A 20,318-nucleotide genomic window follows, 5' to 3' on the forward strand; every position below is an offset into this window, starting at 1 on the left:
CTGCATCTTATTGTTATAAAACAGTAAGTATTATGACTACATTTTTAATCATTTTAGGGGCCTTACTAGTTACTAACTTTCTTTTATTAGAATTTAGTTGTAACGACGCAACAGAGCCAGATTCAAGAGAAGACGAATAGAACTTTTTTCCCCAAGTTTCTATTCTTTTTTTTTACCAAGTAATTGGTTTTCTTTTTTTTTCTACTAAATACGCATTCGCTTTGCTAAAATGCTTGTTTCCAAACCAAAAGCCTCTATTGGCACTCATTGGTGAAGGATGCCCACTTTGCAATACCAAATGCTTCGTTGTATCTATTTTCGCTCCTTTCTTTTTTGCATACCCACCCCATAATAGAAACACTAGATGTTCTTTTTCTTCGGAAAGTTTAGCAATGACACTATCTGTAAATTGCTCCCACCCTCTTTTTTGATGACTTCCAGGGCTGTTTTTCTGAACCGTTAGTGTTGCATTTAATAATAATACTCCTTGGGATGCCCAACGAGACAAATCTCCGTTAGTTACAGGAGGCACTCCAAGATCTGCTTCCAATTCTTTAAAAATATTGCGTAACGATGGCGGAATTGTAACTCCGTTAGCAACCGAAAACGCCAATCCATTTGCTTCTCCTTCATTATGATAAGGATCTTGTCCTAAAATAACAACGTTCACATCGTTAAAATCGGTTTTATTAAAGGCTGCAAATACTTCATTTTTAGGAGGAAAACACGTATTTGTTTGATAAGCAGTCGCTACAAAGTCTTTCAAATTTTTAAAATACTCTTTTTCAAATTCAGTTGCTAAAACTGACTTCCATCCTGGCGCATTAATTACATTCATTATTACTACTTTTGTGTAAAATTACAAGATTAAAAGGGAATGATCCGCATTGATAAAAAAACTTTAGAAGACTTAGAATTTCCTGTGGTATTGCAGCAAGTTTCTGACTTTTGTAGCACAGAACCAGGAAAAAAAAAGGTCCTCGAAATTGTTCCTTTTAGCGCTTCGGAAGAAATTGAACCTGAACTCCATCGAGTTAAAGAATTTACTGCTTCTTTTGAAGGAGATAGCCCTATTCCGCACCACGGATTCGATCCTATATTTAAAGAATTACAATTATTAGATATAGAAAACAGTACGCTAGAAGTGTCAGGTTTCAGACGTATATTATCTGTTTCTGAAAGTACTGGGACACTACAACGCTTCTTCAAGAAATATGAAGAGTTTTATATTTATTTAAATGACTTTTCAGAAGAAGTAAACTATACGACAGCTATTTCTGAAGCAGTTCAAAAAATAATTAACAAATACGGAGAGATAAAAGATGAAGCTTCTCCAGAACTAGCTACCATTCGCAGGCGATTGCTAGGAATTAAATCGCAAATAAATTCTTCTTTCACCAAAGCATTGAGTAGGTATTCGCAAGCCGATTATCTAGATGATATTAGAGAAAGTGTTGTTGAAAACAGGCGTGTTTTAGCTGTAAAAGCAATGCACCGTCGGAAAGTAAAAGGCGCTGTTCTTGGAAATTCAAAAACGGGAAGTATTGCTTATATCGAACCGCAAGAAACTCTTGAGTTCACAAACGAGCTTAGTAATTTAATTTATGAAGAGCGCGAAGAAGTAAAACGCATTCTTAAAGAACTCACCGAGTTTGTTCGTCCGTATCGTGAATTGTTAGAAAGCTATCAATCCTATTTAATCACAGTAGATGTATTGTACGCAAAAGCAAAATATGCAGTATATATTTCGGGAGTATTACCAATTATTACGACTAAAAAACACCTTTCGTTACAAGATGCCTTTCACCCTATTCTATTAGTTTCTAATAAAAAAAGGAGAGAAAAAACCTTTCCGCAGAGCATTACTTTAACACCCAACGAACGTATTATTGTTATTTCTGGCCCCAATGCTGGAGGAAAAAGTATTACCTTAAAAACGGTTGGATTGCTTCAAGTAATGTTGCAAAGTGGAATGTTGCTGCCTGTAGATCCGCAGAGTGAAGTTTGTTTCTTCGATCGTGTTTTAACCGATATTGGCGACAATCAATCTATCGAGAATCATTTAAGTACGTATAGTTACCGCTTGAAGAAAATGAATCATTTTTTGAAACGTTGTAATAAAAAGACCCTCTTTTTAATTGATGAATTTGGTACAGGAAGTGACCCAGAATTAGGAGGCGCTTTGGCCGAAACTTTTTTAGAAGTGTTTTACGAGCGAGAAGCCTTTGGAATCATCACAACGCACTATTCCAATTTAAAATTATTGGCAAATGAGCTACCACACGCGATTAATGCCAATATGTTATTTGATAGTAGAACACTCGAACCTTTATACAAACTGCACTTAGGAGAAGCAGGAAGTTCGTTCACATTTGAAGTAGCACAAAAAAATGGAATTCCGTACAGCTTAATTAATCGTTCTAAAAAGAAAATAGAACGCGGTAAAATACGTTTTGATAAGACCATTGCAAACCTTCAGAAAGAACGCTCTAAACTTCGGAAAACGTCTGAGTCGTTAGAATCTTCAGAAAAGAAAGCGAGAGAAGAGAGTAAACAATTGGAAGAAGTCAATACCAAGGTAAAAGAAAAATTAGAAAGCTTTCAAGAATTGTACGATTCCAATCAGAAATTGATTCGATTGGGGAAAAAATTTGATCAGCTTTCTGAAAGGTATTTCAACAACAAACAAAAGAAACAACTCACTGACGAATTAATGAAGTTGGTGATGGTTGAAAATAGCAAACGTAAAAAGCTAGCACCCAAAGTAAAAAAGGTGGTAAAAGCCAAAGAACGTGAGGTAATACAAGAGGTAGAGAAAAAAGTAGAAGTCATTCGAAAACGTAAAAAGAAAGAGAAAGAAGAAGCCAAAAAATTACCGCCACCCAAACCAAAAGTCACCTTAAAAATTGGAGATCGCGTTCGCATGATTGATGGAAAAGCCATTGGTACCATTGATACCATTGAAAAAAGCAAGGCGATTGTGAATTACGGTATTTTTACAACGAATGTTAGTTTAGAAGAGTTAGAAAAAGTTTAAAATAATAGTTTGACAATCACAAGCACACATAAAATCATTCTTTTTGATGGCGTTTGCAATCTTTGCAATAGCTCGGTGCAATTGGTGCTTAAAAATGATGCTAAAGACACGTTTCGGCTTGCTGCTTTGCAAAGTGATGCAGGACAGCAACTCATACAAAAATTCGGAATCGACACATCAGAAACCGATTCTATTATTCTTATCGTCGGCGAAACCTATTACTCAAAATCTACAGCAGCGCTTAAAATTGCCAAACATCTTTCGGGAGCCTTCCCACTACTCTACGCTTTTATGATTGTCCCAAAGTTTATTCGCAATATAGTTTACGACTATATCGCTAAGAATAGATACAAATGGTATGGGAAGCAAGAAAGCTGTATGATTCCTACTACTGAACTGAAATCCAAGTTTTTATAATTTCATTCTTCAATATTATTTCGATCCTTTTTTTAGGTTAACGATAAGTTAACAGAACTCATTTTGCCTTAACTTTAGGACTGAACGTATAAATTTATCCCATGCAATTAAAGTCTAAAGTCTTAATTTTTGCTTCTGTCATAACACTGTTAGCCTTGACAGGAATACAATCGTACCTCATATACAACACGTATGAGTTAAAAAAGAAAGCCTTTGTTGTAGATGCAAAAGCAGAAGTAGGAAAAGTGTATAGAACTCCAACGATTGATTCGTTGATGTGGACATATCGATATCACTTTTTGGACAAAATACAAGAATACAAGTCCAATAAGATTTCAAAAGAAGCTGTTATAGATAGTTTGAAAAAGAAAACGAGCGCAATTAACGGACGGTTTTTAGAGCTTTATAATGAAGGCATGAGTGGAAACTCATTGCAATCGGAAATAAAATTTCGCCAAATGGTCTCTCATATATCTATGGTTGACAATCTTGGTAAAAAAGATAATTTTTTAAACGAAGCAAAAAAAGATTCCATTTTTCTATTTGGAGAAGACTATCGCGCTACAGATGGAGTACGTATCAATAATGCTACATGGACACAGGAACATGAATATGTACTTGACGGAGTGTCAATCCCCTATTTTCTAGAATTTAAAACACACATTTTTATCGATGTTTTAGATGAGAATAAAATCATGTTAAAAGAACTTTCAGGCATTCTGATTGCAGCAGTACTGTTATTTATTTTTGTGGTAAGTCTTTTGTATTATTCGATTCAAAATCTATTCAAGCAAAAACGTCTTGCCGATATTAAAACAGATTTTATAAATAATATCACACACGAGTTAAAAACGCCACTTTCCACCTTATCGCTCGCCACAGAAACATTAACAGGAAGTTTTGTTGAAAACGACACGATATTAGCTAAGGAAACAGTTCAGATAATTAATAGGCAGAACGTTCGGCTTCAGAAATTGATAGACCAAGTGGTAGAAAGCAGCTTAGGATATCGAGAAATTCAGCTTTCAAATGAAGAGTTTAATTGTTCAATCTTTTTAAACGAATTGATTAACGACTACGAATTACCTTTAAATTCTTCCGTAGTAATTTCAAAAAAAATAGACAATACAGGAATTTTAATGGTTGCCGACAAGTTTTTCTTAGGAACCGCAATTATTAATTTACTAAATAACGCCATAAAATACGGAGGTACCGAACTAGAAATAAGCTACACTGTCGATACCAAAAAAGATGCGCATATTATTAATATTAAAGACAATGGAATTGGTATTTCAGAAAAATACCAGAAACACATTTTTCATAAATTTTACAGAGTTAGTGAAAAAGACACCCACAATTACAAGGGATTAGGGCTAGGACTCTACTACACCAGTCAGATTATTAAAGCTCATAATGGAACTATCACGGTACATAGTTCTATAAATAACGGAGCTACATTTAGTATTCAAATACCACTTGCGCAATGAAAAAGATATTACTAGCAGAAGACGATTTGGATTTAGGCGGAATGCTTAAACGGTATTTAGAACTCAATAAATTTAATGTTACTTGGGCTAAAGACGGCGAAGAAGGGTTGACACTTTTTAAAGAAGGTTCTTATGATATCTGCATTTTAGATGTTATGATGCCCAAAATGGATGGATTTACATTGGCCAAAAAAATTGTAGATATCAATCCAGAAGTGCCTTTTCTGTTTCTAACAGCACGGAAAACACAAGATGATAAAGTGAAAGGACTCCGATTGGGTGCTGATGATTATGTGGTTAAACCTTTTGAAGCTGAAGAACTTATCCTGAGACTTAAAAACATTATTAAAAGAACACATCAACAATTTAGTATTCAAGAGCTTCCACAAAAAAACACATTGATTTCAATTGGCGCCTATACATTCGACTTCACCAATTTAGAATTACAATTCAAAAACAAACGGTACAAGCAACTTACAGAAAAAGAGGCACGACTTATCTATTATTTATACTCTAATCGAGATCAACTCATTAGACGAGATGAGATTTTGGCGCATGTGTGGAGCAAAAATGATTTCTTTTCTGGAAGAAGTATGGACGTGTTTATAAGCCGAATTCGAAAATATTTTAAAGAAGATCCTAAAGTTGCAATTACAAGTGTACGCGGTATTGGACTTGAGTTTACAATCAATAATAACCTAAAACCTAAAAAATGAAAACCCTAAAAAAAACACTACTTCTATTTCAGTGTATGCTACTAACTACAGCATGTTTTGCACAGGAATATTTCGGAACAACAACATTTGGCGATAACTCAATAGACATTCCATACCATTCAGCAATGGATAGTAATGGAAATGTGTATAGTGTCGGACTTTATTCTGGGGCTATCACTGTAGGTTCAGAAACAATTACATGGGCAGGTGGAAATGCCGATGGTTATTTAACAAAATACGACAATGACGCCAACCCAATTTGGGTAAAAGGATTTGGTGGCGGATTTGACGATGTCGCTATCGATGTGGCTATTGACGGGAATGACAACATCTATTTAACAGGGTACTTTCAAGGATCCGGAGTAAATTCATTCGATGCCGATCCGGGGCCTGGTGTATATCAATTATCACAACCAGCACCTTTTTTAAGTCGCGATTGTTTTATCATTAAATTAGACAGTAATGGCGACTTTGTATGGGCAAAACAAGTGAGTAATCCTGCAGCAGTAGCAAACGAAGACGCAACCTCGATTATCGTTGATGACGCGGGTAATGTTTATGTAGGTGGATCTTTTAGATATGCCGATTTTGACCCTTCTCCAACGGGCGATGTTACACTTCTCTCTACTGGTGGAGGAGCTTCTCCTGATGGTTTTCTTCTGAAATTAGACACAGATGGAAACTATGTTTGGGTGAAGACTTTTGCATCTACTGGTATTGTTGAAGTTGAAAGTCTTGATTTTGATGACAATGGAAATATTTTGATGGCCGGACGTTTTAGAGACACGGTAGATTTAGATCCAAATGCGGGGGTTGCAGAATTCACTTTCAACGGTGGCGACGATATTTTTATGGCAAAATTAGATGCTGATGGTAATTACATTTGGGGACAAGGCTTTGGAAGCCCAGGATTAGACATTATAAGCTCTATAATTAACCTACCTTCAGGTGTGTATGTAAACGGAATGTTTTCTGAAACAGCAGATTTGGATCCATCAACAGGTGAAAATATTGTAACAGCAGTGGGTCCTTGGGATGCTTTTAGTTCAAGATTTGATACCGATGGGAACTATGAAACTAGTTATGTATTAGGTGGAGAAGGGACTGATTTTGAAAATGTGTACGATGTCAAGGAAGGACCGAATGGAAACCTTTTCCTTACGGGAGCTTTTAATGGAACAACCGATTTTGACAATAGTACTGCTGAAGCTTTAAGTACTACTAATGGAATGTCAGATAATTTCCTTCTGGAACTAACAATGGCGGGGGCTTATTTGAATCACTGGACCATAGGAGGAAATATGCAAGAGTTAAATGCGCAGCTTTATTTTAACGATCAAAACCAAGTTCTTACGTTGGGGGCTTTTAGATCTTCCAATTTAGATTTCAATCCTTTCGATGGCATAGATGTTCATGATACCAATGGACATTATGATAATTACTTTTCAAAATACTATTTATTTAATGTGGCAAACGATGGTTGTGAAGATGCTATTCCACTAGTTTGTGGTGATACGGTTACAGGAGAAACTATTAACGATACTGATTCTGGTGGAAACGCTGCAAATGATGAATTTTTTAGTTTTACTGGAAACGGAACAGCTGAATTAGTTACTATTTCACTTTGTGACGGCGGAACCGATTTTGACACGGTGTTAAGAGTGTTTGAAGATTGTACACTTACCAACGAAATTGCTTTTAATGACGATAGTTGTGGTCTACAATCGGAAGTATCTTTTGGATCGAACGGAACTGATACTTATTACATTATGGTTGAAGGCTTCGGAAGCGCTGCCGGAAACTTTACTCTTTCTGTTAGTTGTATTGATACGGCTGAAAATGATAGTTGTGAAGATGCCTTGCCTATCGCTTGTGGCGAAACTATAACAGGAACAACGACAAATGCAACTTTTGATGCAGATGCTCCTGTTTGTGGCACTACCATTACCGCTCCTGGAGTATGGTACGAGTTTACAGATACTAGTGGTTTTATTTCAGATTACACGGTCTCACTTTGTGATGGCGGAACCGATTTTGATAGTAAAATTTCAATTTATACAGGTGATTGTGGAGCATTGGTTTGTGTAACTGATAATGACGATAGCTGTGGATTACAATCTGAAGCTTCTTTTCAAGGAGATGGAAACACAACGTATTACATATTAGTGCACGGATTTGGAACATCAATTGGAAACTTTTCTTTAAATGTTTCGTGTACGCCTGTACCTCCAGCAAACGATATGATTGCGAATTCAGTCGATATTGATGATTTAGGTTGCCCTTATACAGATATTGCTGTAACAACCCCTACAGCGACGACCGAAGCAGGTTCGCCATCAGGCTGTGATATCAATGGCGTAAATGGTGTTTGGTATAATTACACGCCAGAAGGCAATGGTTTTATAACCCTTACCATTTCAAATCCAGGTGGTTTTAGTTCTGTTACTTTTTACGAAGCACCAAATGAAAATGCCACCGAAAACGACTTAACACTAGTAAACTATTACTTAAATCAATGCTTACCAGGAACAACGGCTACCATACCTGTGGTTGACGGACAAACATACTATGCATTTGTTGCTAATACTGATGCAACTACCGACATTGTATTTGACTGTGATATTTTAGGAGTAAACGACACTACACTCGAAGGGTTCACATATTTCCCGAACCCTGTAACGAATACTTTACATTTAAATGCACAAGACATTATAGAAAATGTAATTGTTTACAACATGATAGGTCAGAAAGTGTTGGAAGAAAAAACAGACCGTATAAATACGGAGCTAAACCTTTCAAACTTACAAACAGGTACGTACATTTTAGAGGTTTCTAGCAAAGGAACAACGGGCGTGTATCGTATTATTAAAGATTAGTTTTTTTTCAAGATTATTAGTTCGGTACTAATAGTTAGTGTTGAAGAGCAGCCTTTCGGGGCTGCTTTTCTATTTTAAATTCTGAAGTATAAAATCAAGCTTTACATTGGTATTCAAATTCGTTTCAAAAGCTTCATTGTTATAACGAATCTCCTTCGCCAAACCTTGGGTTTTCCATTTTGAAACGATAGGTGCATTTTCTAACGATACTTTTCCAGATAACAAAATGTCCAAATCACCTCCCGAAGTATGATAATCGTACACCTTTTTTAACCCTGTTAGGTAAATATAATCTTTGGTAAAGCCACCGCCTCTATGGGCTCTCAGACTTATATTATACGATTCTTCCCTGTTTAGTTTATACTGGTTATGAAGCAAATCAAACGTGCCACAAAAATCAAATCCTTTGCGCAAACTATCGGCAGCAATCACACGATACGCCAGTTCTTTTAAACGGTGCAACGTTAAACAACCACTCATGTATTCGCTATATACTGCCAAGCCTTCTTGAGTTTCGGTATTTGCAGGAAACCCATTATGAAAAATCTTCAAATCTTGATCCATTCCATTAAAGGTCGTTACCAAATGCACTCCAATTTCATGGTTTGCCAATACTTTTAACTGATTGGCGCTAAACAGATGGTTCTTTTTAAGCAATAATGTTTGCGTATTATTCATCACCATCGCAGCCGCAGCCAACTTGGTGGAGTGTTTAATTTTTAAATGAAAATCGTAACGGCTATTAAACGCTTCAAAATAATCGTGTGCCTCATTTACATTGTATTTCGGAGCCATTTCAGGATCGTACGCATCATCGCTAAAATGAAGGATAAATTGAGCATTTTCTACATCTTTCTGTGTGGGTGTTCCAAACGATTTTAGCGCATTGTAATAAAACTTGCGCCCCTGCCCTATGGTTTCAATACATTGTATCAATCCTGAATAATCGTAAATAACATCTTGATAAAAGGCACGCGTATCTTCATCAATAATAGTGTCAATGTCTTGTAAAAACAGTTCTTGCTGCAACTTATGCGCATTAAAATCTATTTTTCTGTATTTTAAATTGGGATTAACATTGTACTTAGAAGCGAAAAAGTTCCGTTTTTCCTGTTCTATGTTTATTGGATTGATGTAGTTAAGTAGTTCTATTTTCTGAACCAGTTTGTGCAATCTACTATCTATTCTGAATAAATTAGGATGCTCTATTTGTATTACTTCGGAATGAATCATTCTTACTTTTTGAAGGCTTTATAAAATGAATTAGCGTGTATTTTTATTTTCTGCTGAAGCTGCATTTCAATTGCTGAAACTACTTCAGGAAATATAACTGCCTGCAATTCATCACAATATATTTTCTTAAATTCGGTAGCCAAAACTAAGGTATTTCTGAAGGTATTGGTGATATATTTCAGAAAATAACCATTTCCTTGAAACGTATCATTAATTTTTGAAGTCGATTCGATGCCATGCGGCAACTCTAATTCAGACAACGACTGTCTCCAATCTTCGATACAGCTTCCGAAGCGATTGTTATCTACATTAGCGGTTCCGAGGTTAATAACAGGAACTTCTCGATTCCATCGTCGCCAATTGTAAGAATGCATATCGTACACCACAACAGCACCAAATTTTTCTTCTAAGGTCGCTATCAATGCATGTACAACTTCATAAAAAGCCGTGTGTTTTGCCAAGCTTTTAGCATGTTGTGCTTTGGCTAAAGACGATTTCCAAAGTTTTTTACCCCAAGCATCTTCGTAAATAGCATTGTCTGGATCACGATTTAAATCGTATTCGAAACGGCTGTCGCAACCTGCAATGACAATAGGATGCGTATGTACAAAAGTTTTGGTACAGGGATCTTCTTCAAACCAACGTTCGTATTCGGTATGTAAGCAATTGTCTAAAAGCTCGGTTCGAAATTGATGACCATCATGTACCGCGCCACAGACATAAGGCACATAGTCATTAATTTTTAATGTAAACGAATAATCTTCAGCAACCGCTTCAAACGTTTCAACCGCTTTAATTTTTTGTATTATTTCAGAAACAGAAAGTCTTTCCATCGCACCTTACATTAAGCTTCATCTACATGTTTCCGTAGTTTCTGTCTTCTTTCAAAAGCAACCACGCGTTCTACAACTTTATCTTCTACAAAATCGATGATTTTTTCCTGTAAACGCGTTTTGTACACTTTATTAATGTACGTGATTCCGCCAGGCGACATAACGTTTACTTCTACCAACATTCCGTTAATCACATCAATACCAACAAAATAGAGTCCGTCTTTTACTAACTTCGGACCAATTCTACGGCACAGTTCTTTTTCTCTTTTAGTTAAGGTGTGTTTTTGAACCGACCCGCCAGCGCTTACATTAGAACGATGATCTTCGTCTCCAGGAACCCGTTTCATGGCGCCTATTGGCTTTCCGTTGAGCATTAAAACACGTACGTCGCCTTCATCTGCACCTTCAATATAATCTTGTAATATCACATAGTTAGACGTTCCGTCCTTGTTGTCAATATAGAAATCGAGCAAGGAGTTTATACTCTTCATCGCACGTTTTTCAATCAAAATAACTCCCGAACCTCCAAAACCATTTAAAGGCTTCAAAATCATTTTATCGGGACCTTCTTTAATGGTGCGCTTTAAGTAATCTTTATTTTTAGTAACGTGTGTACGCGGCAATATTTCGTTTTTATCATCTTCAAAAACAGCGGTGTACAGTTTGTTGTTTGCACGTCTAATTCCGTCCAAATCATTCATAATGAACACATCATCCTTCACCGAATCTAGAAAATTAAGCATGATCATGTCTAAGGGCGGATTGCTGCGTAAAATAATTACATCAAATCCAGCGAGGGGCAACATCTCGTCGTAAAATTCGGCTTTGCCATGAAACGATTTTAAAGAATTTGAAATCTTATCTTTTCGTTTTATCACTTTTGAAAAAGCAAACGCGACACTATCGCGAATGGTAAGATTAGCGGGTGTTGTAATGGCTAGTCCATGACCGCGTTTTACAAATTCATGAATCATAGCAAGGGTAGAATCATTTTCGGGGTCCATGCTTTCCCACGGATACATTATAAAGCAAACATTCATTGGGTTGGTTTTAGAAACTAAATATAGTAATTATCGTAAATAATGCACAATACCCTTAATTATATCTTAATTAAAAATCGGTTTAACCTAACTAGGGTACTCCCTATCGAAAAGGTGCTTTACACTTTTTTTGTTGGACGAACTTTGAATAGTTTTGCAAAAACTTAAAACATAAAAAGAATGGATAAAGCTTCAGAATACATTGAAAAATTTAAAATAATGTTATTGGATTATGGCCCAAAATTACTTGGAGCCATCCTTTTACTTATTGTAGGATTGTGGATTATTAAACTTATTGTAAAAGGTGTTCGGAAAGCCTTTAATACACAAGATGTAGATGCTACTCTTCAAAAGTTCTTGATTAGTTTGATTACATGGATTTTAAAAATCATGCTTTTTCTTGCGGTTTTAGGACAAATAGGAATTGAATCTACATCGTTTATCGCTGTATTAGGTGCCGCTGGTCTTGCCATTGGTTTGGCATTACAAGGATCGCTTGCAAACTTTGCAGGAGGTGTTCTTATTATGCTTTTTAAACCCTTTAAAGTAGGTGATACTATTGAAGCGCAAGGGGAATTAGGAACGGTAAAAGAAATTCAAATTTTCACAACAAAAATGGTAACCCCTCAAAATAGATTGGTTATCATTCCTAATGGTGCGTTGTCTAATGGGAATATTACAAATATCTCTGCGGAAGGTACTTTAAAAATATTTCATGTAATTGGTGTTTCATACGATGCTGACATCAAGAAAACGAAAGAAGTACTAATGAATGTTCTAAACAAGCAGTCTACTATTTTAAAAGACCCTGCACCAATGGTTGAAGTAACCGCGTTGAATGACAGCTCTGTCGATTTTGCAGTACGTGGTACAACCTTAACTGCCGATTACTGGCCAACGTATTTTGCGATCTTAGAAACGGCTAAATACGACTTAGATGCTGCTGGTATTGAAATACCGTACCCACACCAAGTGGAAATTCAGAAACAAGGATAATATTTAGCGTAAAATTTACTCCTATATTTTTTATGAAAGAAGCTGCCCAAAAAGCAGCTTCTTTTTTTATGTATGTGTTTTAGTAATTGCTATTGTTTACAAACCTTGACAACAGACACTTTTAGCGTGCCTAATGCCTTAGAATGACATTTGCAATACTATCCCTCATTACGTTAAGTAGTAACATCAAAAAGCCCCAAGAACATCTTGAGGCTTTTTTCTATAAAGTTTATAAAAGGGAGTTGATAGTTTACGTTCGTATTGCATCTATGCTGTACAAATTAATTAATAGTTTGTCCAGGGTTTATTGTTCCAGGGGAGGCTGTAGCAGGTGCTTGCCAGTTAAAGTCAACATACTCGTCTCCTGGGCCACCTGTTAGTTGTAATGATTCACCAACGGGTGTAGTACCAGTTTCATTTACACCAATGTCTATAGAGTTCATTGTTTGAGCAGGGCCATTGTTAGCTCCAAATGTACCTCCATAACTTAAAAATTGAATTACAGAACTAGTGGCTGTATTGTACAAAGCAATACCATCTGGGTTCCCATTTTGAATTGATGAAATAGGAAACCAAACAGCTCCATGTCCAGTACCCTCATCATCAATAGCGCCAGTTAAGGTTAAAGTATCATATGTGGTTCCAACAGAGCCATTATAGAGTATTAATTGATAATCAGTTAAATCAATCCCTGCCATACCTGCTATTTCAACACCCTCACCTACATCACCACCAGCATTATCGTAGTGTATTTCATTAATCCAAGGGATGTCGTTTGGTGGCACTACAATAGCACCTCCAGTACAATGTATGTTTTCCCAAGCACCACCCGTCCATAGTTGTAAACAACCTGAATTTGCAGGAGTTCCAGATGCTGCATCAACCACAAACACTAGCAATCCAAAATCACCTGGTCCAGGATTTATTAAATTTCGTTGTGTTTCGTTATCAAATCGCGGTGGCATAAAACCTCCATAAACAACATTGTCGGAAGTATTGCTAACTTCTAACATAGAAGCGTTGCTTGGTGTAATGGTACCAATACCTACTTGTGCAAAAAGTGTTGCGCAGGCAAAAATTGTAAAAATAGAAAGTACTAATCTTTTCATAACTATATGGTGTGTTAGGTTCACACATAGTCATAACTAGTTTTTCATTGTAGAATGTGAGGCTATGTAAAAATACTTGGTTACTTAAAGAGTAAAGTTATGAAATTGTTACATTTAAACAAATGTATTTTTTTTATTTTTTATAGGTATCGTCCCAGTCTTTTACATGCGGCTCTCCAAGTTTTCCTTGCGATTTTGCCACCAACATAGAAACCGTAGCATCTCCCGTCACATTTACAACTGTTCTACACATGTCCAAAGGTCTGTCTACTGCGAAAATAAGTGCCAATCCAGCTTCAGGAATTCCTGCGTATCCTAATACGCCTACCAACATGACCATTCCTGCACCTGGTACTGCTGCAGAACCAATAGACGCGAGGGTTGCGGTAGCTATAATTCCTAATTGCGTTCCGAATGACAAGTCAATACCGAAGGCCTGCGCAATAAATACTGCAGCCACTGCTTGGTATAAACTAGTTCCGTCCATATTAATGGTAGCGCCAATCGGCAAGACAAAACTCGATACCTCCTCTTCTACTCCTAAATGTTCTGTAACACGCTCCATTGTAACAGGAAGTGTTGCTGCACTCGAACTTGTTGAAAAAGCTAGTAATTGTGCGGGTGCTATTCCGTTTAAGAAAAAGCTTGGCGATTTTTTTGTGAATACCTTTACTAATGCTACATATACACCAATCATTAAAGCCAATCCTAACACCACACAGAACGCATACATTCCTAAAGCGGCAAATAAATCGGCACTGGGTGCTTCCACCACTAAGGCTGCCAATAATGCAAATACACCATAAGGTGCTGCGAGCATGATTAAATCGACCATTTTTAGAATGACTTCATTAAAGCCATCAAAGAAATCTTTCACTGTCTTACTTTTCTCTTCAGGAATTAAAATGAGTCCTATTCCGAAGAAAACAGAAAAGAAAATTACCTGCAACATATTACTATTACTAGAAGCTGCCGACACGATATTACTGGGTACTAAATCAATTAGTGCTTGCAGGGGTCCTGAATCCTTTTGTTTTTCAGCATCAAGTCGTTTGCTTTCAGCATCACCACCATACGCTTCTACCAATTCGTTACGCGTATCTTCATTAATACTTCCTCCTGGCTTTACAATACTTACTACTGCCAAACCTATAGAAACGGCTAGTACAGTGGTCACGATATAGGTTAAAATGGTACGAATTCCCATTTTTGAAAGACTCGAAATATCTTTTAAGTCGGAAATACCTTTAATTAACGCTGCAAAGATCAACGGAATCGCTATTAACTTTAACGAGTTAATGAAAATAGTTCCGAAGGGTTTTACCCAATCTGCAATTACATCGGGTCCCCAAGAAAAGTTGGTCATTATAAGGGCAAAAACAACCCCTAATGCCATTCCTAGTAAAATTTTCCAATGTAATGCAAGCTTTTTCATAAATGTATGTTCTTAGTTTTTTTGCGTGGACGGTAATATACAGAATATCTGTTAGAGTTTACTTAATTTATTTAGGAGCCAAAAATCGGCAAGCACCAAGGCTGCCATAGCTTCAACAATAGGGACAGCGCGTGGTACCACACATGGGTCGTGACGTCCTCTTCCTTGCATTTCTACTACATTTCCCTGACTATCAATAGTTTCTTGTGCCTTCATAATAGTTGCAACGGGCTTAAAAGCTACTCTAAAATAGATGTCCATTCCATTGCTAATACCGCCTTGAATTCCTCCTGAAAGATTTGTTTTGGTAGTTCCGTCGGGATTGAAAAGATCGTTGTGTTCGCTTCCTTTCATCTTGGTACCACAAAATCCGCTTCCAAATTCAAACCCTTTTACAGCATTAATAGAAAGCATTGCTTTTCCTAACTGCGCGTGTAATTTATCAAAAACAGGTTCTCCTAAACCAATAGGTACATTTTTAAGGACACAGGTAATGGTACCGCCAATAGTATCTCCGTCTTTTTTGATTTCTTTTATTCTGGAAATCATTTTTTCGGCAGTTTCTAAGTCAGGACAACGAACAGGCGTGTCTTCTGTTTTACTGAAATCTAAATCTTGATACGGTTTATTGATGTAAATGTCTCCTACGGAAGATACAAAAGCATTGCATGTGATTCCTTTCAGAAGCTGTTTTGCTATCGCGCCTGCAGCAACTCTAGAAGCTGTTTCGCGGGCAGACGATCTTCCGCCTCCACGGTAATCGCGAAACCCATATTTTTGATCGAATGTATAATCGGCATGCGACGGACGATACGCATCTTGAATGTGCGAATAGTCTTTAGATTTCTGATTCGTGTTTTCAATAACAAAACCGATGGGAGTTCCCGTAGTGACTCCTTCAAAAATTCCGGATAAAAAACGAACCGAATCTGGCTCTTTTCGTTGTGTTACAATGGCAGATTGTCCCGGTTTTCTTCGGTTCATATCAGCTTCAATAGCTTCAAAGTCTAGGGTTAATCCTGCTGGACAACCGTCTATAATACCTCCAATTGCCTCACCATGAGACTCCCCGAAGGTAGTGAGTTTAAAAATGTTTCCGAAGGAATTTCCCGCCATAATACCGTTTTTAACAAATGTAAATCTTACAAACGAATATTAAAAATTTAAGACAATGTTATGTGCATGTTTCCTTCAAAATAGAAATAACATTTTAGACGACTTATCATAACATTTGGATAAACTGAAAAAACACAAATTTCTGCTTCTTTGTAGTATAAAACACACACATTGAAGCGAAAAGTTGAAGTAGTTGTTCTCTCTGATATTCATTTAGGAACTTATGGCTGTCATGCCAAAGAAGTGCTTCGCTACCTTAACTCTATAAAACCCGATAAACTTATTTTAAATGGCGATATTATTGATATATGGCAATTTAGAAAGTCGTATTTTCCAAAAGCGCATTTGCTCGTTTTAAAAAAGATAATAGCGCTTGCAACTAAAGGAACTGCGGTGTATTATATTACTGGAAATCACGATGAGAAATTGCGGAAATTCTCCAATACAAAAATGGGAAACATCGAAATTATAGACAAATTAGTGCTTAATTTAGATGGTAAAAAAGCATGGTTTTTTCATGGCGATGTCTTCGATGCCTCGGTGCAACACGCCAAATGGATTGCAAAACTAGGCGGATGGGGCTATGACTTGCTTATTTTAGTAAATCGTTTGGTAAATCTCTGTTTGGTAAAGCTAAAGCGTGAAAAATATTCGTTTTCCAAAAAGATCAAGGACAGCGTAAAAGGAGCCATTAAATTCATCAATAATTTTGAGCAAACCGCTGCCGAATTAGCCATCGAAAATGATTATGAATATGTGGTTTGCGGACATATTCACCAACCTGTGATTAAACGTATAGACACTTTACAGGGCTCTTGTGTGTATTTAAATAGTGGTGATTGGATTGAAAACTTAACCGCCTTAGAATACAACAACGAACGTTGGATTTTATATTCGTACAACGGCAAAAACAATTTTTTATATCCAGAAACGGATTCCATAGAAGAGGATGACGAAGATGATTTAAAAGGGATGCTTGCTGCCTATCAAGCGAGTTTGTAATTACAGCAACGCTTGTTTTAAAATGGTGATAGGATGCAGTGCCGCCCTCCCCGTTCCGTCTTTTATTTGATGCCTACAACTTGTACCATTTGCTGCAATAATAACTTCTTCGGAAGTTTTTCGAATCGCCGGAAACAGTTTTAAATTACCAATTGCCATACTGGTCGCATAATGTTCTTTTTCGTAGCCAAAACTTCCAGCCATGCCACAACAACCTGATGCAATAATGGTGGGTTTGTAATTTACAGGAAGGTTTAGTACATCGAAAGTCACCTTCTGATTGCTCAAAGCTTTCTGATGGCAGTGCGTATGTATTTTAAGTTGTTTTGCTTCGGAAGTAAACGAAGCTGCCGTAATGTTCCCTTTTTCTATTTCTGAAGCTAAAAATTCTTCCATCAAGTAACTGTTTTTGGCAATTGTTTCAGCTGAAACAGTATCGTCCACCATTCGTAAGTATTCGTCTTTAAACGATAGTATGGCTGAAGGTTCAATTCCCAATAAAGGCATTTCAGAAGAAATGGTATTTTTTAAAAACGCCACATTTTTGGTAGCCGCTACTTTTGCTTCTTCCAAAAATCCTTTCGACAACAAGGCGCGACCACTATCTAACGAATCGATAACCGTGACATCGTAGTGCAAAGCTGTTAATAAATCGTAGGCATCTTCCGCTATAGAAGCGTCCAAATAATTACTGAATTCATCAATAAATAATACTACTTTTTTAATAGTCTTGTTATTTGCAACTACTTGATTTTGTTTCCTTTTAATTCTTTTATTAAAACTTTTACTTGAAATTAAAGGAATGCTTCGTTCTGATGCAATTCCTCCAACTTTCTTTAGTATTGAAGCCGTAAATGGAGTGCTAAAAACAGCGTTTGAAATTTTCGGAAAACGTGCCGCCATTTTGTTATAAGTACTGCTTTTCGCAAACAATTTTGTTGCAAAAGACACGCCATTAGCCTTGTTGTATTGATACAAAAACTCTGCTTTTGCAGTAGCTATATCTACGTTACTCGGACATTCCGTTGCACACGCTTTACAGCTTAAACACAAATCGAAAACCTCTTTCAACTCTGGAGCGTTAAAGGTATTGGTAGCTGTATTTGTTGTCAATACCTCTCGTAATATATTGGCGCGAGCCCGTGTGGTATCTTTTTCATTTTTGGTTGCTTGATAACTCGGACACATCGCTCCACTTGCACTTGCCGACTTCCGACAATCGCCGCTACCGTTACATTTTTCGGCCAAGCGTAAAATTCCGCCAGAATCTTTAAAATCTAAAAACGTTTCTATTTTTGGTTCAGAACGATCCATTTCATACCGCAACGACTCGTCCATTTTATAAGCATCGACAATCTTTCCAGGATTGAATATACCATTGGGATCGAAGGCTGTTTTAATGCGTCGTAGCAATTGGTAGTTGGCCTCTCCTACTAACAAAGGAATAAACTCTGCCCGAACAATACCATCTCCGTGTTCTCCAGAGAACGAACCCTTATATTTCTTGGTTAGTTTCGCCACATCGGTGGTAATCTTCCGAAAATAATCTACCCCTTCTTGTGCTTTCAAATTTAAAATAGGACGCAAATGAAGCTCTCCTGCGCCAGCGTGTGCGTAATACACCGCATCTTGATTGTAGTACTTCATTAAGGCGGTAAACTCGCTGATATACTGCGGCAAATCGCTCAAAGCAACGGCAGTGTCTTCAATACAAGCAACCGCTTTTTTATCACCCACCATATTCCCTAGCAATCCCAAGCCAGCTTTCCGAAGTTCTAATGCCATATCGATTGCTTCGTCTTTCAACACAGGATTGCTATACGATCGTTTTGAAGCTGTTAAAGCTTTCAGCAACGATTCTGTTGCCGCATCGAGAAGTGTTGCCGTAGTGGCCTTTAATTCGAGTAAGAGCAGTGCTTTTGGAGTTCCTTCTACAAAAAAGCGGTACGGTTCGTATTTTTTATTCTTTTTGGTGCAATCTAAAATAACGTCGTCCATCATTTCGCAGGTATGCAAATTATGCTGCATCACCGTTTCAACGTCGTTTAAACAATCTTCCAAAGTATGATAATGCGCTACCACCATCGCAGTGTTTGTAGGTGGTAACAGATCTAATTTTAAAGTGATTTCTGTAGAAAAGGCTAAAGTCCCTTCGCTACCACAAAGCAATGTACATAGATTGATAGGCGCTTCAGAAGTGCCAAAAACATTCGTATCGATCAAACTATCGATTGCGTATCCAGTATTCCGACGGTGAATTTCTGATTTTGGAAACTGTGCTTTAATTTCTTCTCGCACGCCTTCCGCAGCTAATTCAGAATAAAGAACACTATAAATCGAGCCTTCTAAGGAGTTTTGTAAGGTTTTCTCTTTAAATTTTTCTTCGGAAAGTGCCTCAAAAACAACTATTTCTGCGTTCGATAGCACTGTTTTTAGTCGAACTACCTTATCGCGTGTTACACCGTATTGAATGGACGTGGTTCCGCTAGAATTATTTCCAACCATCCCTCCTATCATACATCGATTAGAAGTAGAAGTGTTGGGGCCAAAAAAGAGACCGAAAGGTTTTAGATATTCATTAAGTTCATCACGAATCACTCCTGGCTGCACAGTCACAGTAGCATTTTCAATATCTACCGAAATAATTTCAGTAAAATACTTAGACACATCGACTACAATTCCTTCTCCAACGCATTGTCCTGCTAAAGAAGTTCCCGCAGTTCTTGGAATCAACGATGTTTTGTGCAAGGAAGCAAACTGAACCAATTGCTGAATTCCTTTTTCTGACTTCGGAAAAGCCACTGCTAACGGCATTTTTCGATACACGGAAGCATCGGTTGCGTAAAGAGATTTATAAAAGGAGTCGAAATAAATTTCGCCTTCAAAAGTGTGCTGGAAGTCCTGTAAAGCTTGTTTCATAACTATGTCCCGTAAAAGTAGAGAATGTACCGTACTTCTTTAACAAAATTTATCAAAATTGCATAAAATGTTAGTAACAAATTAACGAAAACCCTATTAAAA

The 20,318-nt window shown here is 37.1% G+C and carries 15 protein-coding genes; 7 read left to right on the forward strand and 8 right to left on the reverse strand.

Annotation, left to right across the window (positions count from 1 at the left end):
* Window positions 1-172 precede the first annotated feature (172 nt).
* The gene (gene ung / locus BLQ00_RS09335) at window positions 173-838 is read right to left on the reverse strand and encodes a uracil-DNA glycosylase (RefSeq protein ID WP_093143511.1); all 666 of its coding nucleotides are present in this window, start codon (window positions 836-838) and stop codon (window positions 173-175) included.
* Window positions 839-877: 39 nt separating this feature from the next.
* Between ung and BLQ00_RS09340 the strand changes: the two genes are divergently transcribed.
* The 5 genes from BLQ00_RS09340 to BLQ00_RS09360 all read left to right on the forward strand — a co-directional run bounded on the left by BLQ00_RS09340 (window position 878) and on the right by BLQ00_RS09360 (window position 8,533).
* Window positions 878-3,037 (forward strand): endonuclease MutS2, encoded by a 2,160-nt coding sequence (locus BLQ00_RS09340; RefSeq protein ID WP_093143513.1) that lies wholly within the window; start codon window positions 878-880, stop codon window positions 3,035-3,037.
* Window positions 3,038-3,052: 15 nt separating this feature from the next.
* A complete protein-coding gene (locus tag BLQ00_RS09345) occupies window positions 3,053-3,454 on the forward strand; it encodes a thiol-disulfide oxidoreductase DCC family protein (RefSeq protein ID WP_093143968.1) in 402 nt (133 codons plus the stop codon).
* 101 nt (window positions 3,455-3,555) lie between these two features.
* Entirely contained in the window at window positions 3,556-4,941 is a 1,386-nt protein-coding gene (locus BLQ00_RS09350; protein ID WP_093143516.1) for a sensor histidine kinase, read from the forward strand.
* Window positions 4,938-5,657: a response regulator transcription factor gene (locus tag BLQ00_RS09355; RefSeq protein WP_093143519.1), complete on the forward strand. Its 720-nt coding sequence runs from the start codon at window positions 4,938-4,940 to the stop codon at window positions 5,655-5,657. Before BLQ00_RS09350 ends, BLQ00_RS09355 begins: the two co-directional genes overlap by 4 nt.
* Window positions 5,654-8,533, forward strand: coding sequence for a T9SS type A sorting domain-containing protein (locus BLQ00_RS09360; protein WP_093143521.1), 2,880 nt, complete (start codon window positions 5,654-5,656; stop codon window positions 8,531-8,533). The genes BLQ00_RS09355 and BLQ00_RS09360 overlap by 4 nt, the downstream gene beginning before the upstream one ends.
* 69 nt (window positions 8,534-8,602) lie before the next feature.
* Here the strand turns inward: BLQ00_RS09360 and BLQ00_RS09365 are convergent, their stop codons facing one another.
* The 3 genes from BLQ00_RS09365 to gshB are packed head-to-tail and all read right to left on the reverse strand — an operon-like array spanning window position 8,603 to window position 11,639.
* Window positions 8,603-9,766 (reverse strand): peptidase MATCAP family protein, encoded by a 1,164-nt coding sequence (locus BLQ00_RS09365; protein WP_093143522.1) that lies wholly within the window; start codon window positions 9,764-9,766, stop codon window positions 8,603-8,605.
* Between the two features lie 2 nt (window positions 9,767-9,768).
* Window positions 9,769-10,599 (reverse strand): N-formylglutamate amidohydrolase, encoded by an 831-nt coding sequence (locus tag BLQ00_RS09370; protein WP_093143524.1) that lies wholly within the window; start codon window positions 10,597-10,599, stop codon window positions 9,769-9,771.
* An 11-nt stretch (window positions 10,600-10,610) separates the two neighbouring features.
* A complete protein-coding gene (gene gshB, locus BLQ00_RS09375; protein ID WP_093143525.1) occupies window positions 10,611-11,639 on the reverse strand; it encodes a glutathione synthase in 1,029 nt (342 codons plus the stop codon).
* A 180-nt stretch (window positions 11,640-11,819) separates the two neighbouring features.
* Here gshB and BLQ00_RS09380 point away from each other — a divergent pair, with 180 nt between their 5' ends.
* Window positions 11,820-12,635 (forward strand): mechanosensitive ion channel family protein, encoded by an 816-nt coding sequence (locus BLQ00_RS09380; RefSeq protein ID WP_093143527.1) that lies wholly within the window; start codon window positions 11,820-11,822, stop codon window positions 12,633-12,635.
* A 281-nt stretch (window positions 12,636-12,916) separates the two neighbouring features.
* Here BLQ00_RS09380 and BLQ00_RS09385 read toward each other — a convergent pair whose 3' ends face one another.
* The 3 genes from BLQ00_RS09385 to aroC all read right to left on the reverse strand — a co-directional run bounded on the left by BLQ00_RS09385 (window position 12,917) and on the right by aroC (window position 16,295).
* Entirely contained in the window at window positions 12,917-13,744 is an 828-nt protein-coding gene (locus tag BLQ00_RS09385) for a lamin tail domain-containing protein (RefSeq protein WP_093143528.1), read from the reverse strand.
* Between the two features lie 133 nt (window positions 13,745-13,877).
* Window positions 13,878-15,179, reverse strand: a complete 1,302-nt coding sequence (locus BLQ00_RS09390; RefSeq protein WP_093143529.1) for a dicarboxylate/amino acid:cation symporter — start codon at window positions 15,177-15,179, stop codon at window positions 13,878-13,880.
* 51 nt (window positions 15,180-15,230) lie between these two features.
* On the reverse strand, window positions 15,231-16,295 hold the full coding sequence (gene aroC, locus BLQ00_RS09395; RefSeq protein WP_093143530.1) for a chorismate synthase: 1,065 nt from the start codon (window positions 16,293-16,295) through the stop codon (window positions 15,231-15,233).
* Window positions 16,296-16,466: 171 nt separating this feature from the next.
* Between aroC and BLQ00_RS09400 the strand changes: the two genes are divergently transcribed.
* Window positions 16,467-17,297: a UDP-2,3-diacylglucosamine diphosphatase gene (locus tag BLQ00_RS09400; protein ID WP_093143531.1), complete on the forward strand. Its 831-nt coding sequence runs from the start codon at window positions 16,467-16,469 to the stop codon at window positions 17,295-17,297.
* Here the strand turns inward: BLQ00_RS09400 and BLQ00_RS09405 are convergent, their stop codons facing one another.
* Complete coding sequence (locus tag BLQ00_RS09405; RefSeq protein ID WP_093143532.1) at window positions 17,298-20,216, reverse strand: FAD-binding and (Fe-S)-binding domain-containing protein; 2,919 nt, start codon at window positions 20,214-20,216, stop codon at window positions 17,298-17,300.
* Window positions 20,217-20,318: the final 102 nt, after the last annotated feature.

Origin of the sequence: Ulvibacter litoralis (assembly GCF_900102055.1) — a bacterium.
In the GTDB taxonomy this organism is placed as follows: domain Bacteria; phylum Bacteroidota; class Bacteroidia; order Flavobacteriales; family Flavobacteriaceae; genus Ulvibacter; species Ulvibacter litoralis.

Coding starts and splice junctions, on each gene's coding strand:
- BLQ00_RS09355 (WP_093143519.1), top strand. CDS start 4,938: ATGAAAAAGATATTACTAGCAGAAGACGATTTGGATTTAGGCGGAATG.
- BLQ00_RS09385 (WP_093143528.1), bottom strand. CDS start 13,744: ATGAAAAGATTAGTACTTTCTATTTTTACAATTTTTGCCTGCGCAACA.
- BLQ00_RS09360 (WP_093143521.1), top strand. CDS start 5,654: ATGAAAACCCTAAAAAAAACACTACTTCTATTTCAGTGTATGCTACTA.
- BLQ00_RS09340 (WP_093143513.1), top strand. CDS start 878: ATGATCCGCATTGATAAAAAAACTTTAGAAGACTTAGAATTTCCTGTG.
- BLQ00_RS09380 (WP_093143527.1), top strand. CDS start 11,820: ATGGATAAAGCTTCAGAATACATTGAAAAATTTAAAATAATGTTATTG.
- gshB (WP_093143525.1), bottom strand. CDS start 11,639: ATGAATGTTTGCTTTATAATGTATCCGTGGGAAAGCATGGACCCCGAA.
- ung (WP_093143511.1), bottom strand. CDS start 838: ATGAATGTAATTAATGCGCCAGGATGGAAGTCAGTTTTAGCAACTGAA.
- BLQ00_RS09390 (WP_093143529.1), bottom strand. CDS start 15,179: ATGAAAAAGCTTGCATTACATTGGAAAATTTTACTAGGAATGGCATTA.
- BLQ00_RS09350 (WP_093143516.1), top strand. CDS start 3,556: ATGCAATTAAAGTCTAAAGTCTTAATTTTTGCTTCTGTCATAACACTG.
- aroC (WP_093143530.1), bottom strand. CDS start 16,295: ATGGCGGGAAATTCCTTCGGAAACATTTTTAAACTCACTACCTTCGGG.
- BLQ00_RS09365 (WP_093143522.1), bottom strand. CDS start 9,766: ATGATTCATTCCGAAGTAATACAAATAGAGCATCCTAATTTATTCAGA.
- BLQ00_RS09370 (WP_093143524.1), bottom strand. CDS start 10,599: ATGGAAAGACTTTCTGTTTCTGAAATAATACAAAAAATTAAAGCGGTT.
- BLQ00_RS09405 (WP_093143532.1), bottom strand. CDS start 20,216: ATGAAACAAGCTTTACAGGACTTCCAGCACACTTTTGAAGGCGAAATT.